At 64.8% G+C, this 261-nt stretch carries 1 protein-coding gene; it reads left to right on the top strand.

Annotation, left to right across the window (positions count from 1 at the left end; translation table 11 throughout):
- On the top strand, window positions 1-261 hold a 261-nt coding region (locus SB751_RS32060; RefSeq protein ID WP_410749273.1), incomplete at both ends, for a coproporphyrinogen III oxidase.

Here is a 261-nt window from a genome sequence, read left to right as displayed (position 1 = left end):
CACCAGACCTGCAAGGCCGCGCTCGACCCGTTCGGCGCCGAGCTCTACCCGCGCTTCAAGACCTGGTGCGACGAGTACTTCTTCCTGAAGCACCGCAACGAGACGCGCGGCATCGGCGGGATCTTCTTCGACGATTTCTCGGAACCCGGTTTCGAACGCTCGTTTGAGATGATGCAAAGCGTCGGCGACGCGTTCCTGAACGCGTATCTGCCGATCGTCGAGCGCCGCGCGGCGCTGCCGTACGGCGAGCACGAGCGCGAG

Source organism: Cupriavidus sp. SIMBA_020, from assembly GCF_046535395.1.
GTDB lineage: Bacteria > Pseudomonadota > Gammaproteobacteria > Burkholderiales > Burkholderiaceae > Cupriavidus > Cupriavidus campinensis.
This window is presented reverse-complemented; position numbering and strand designations above follow the sequence as displayed.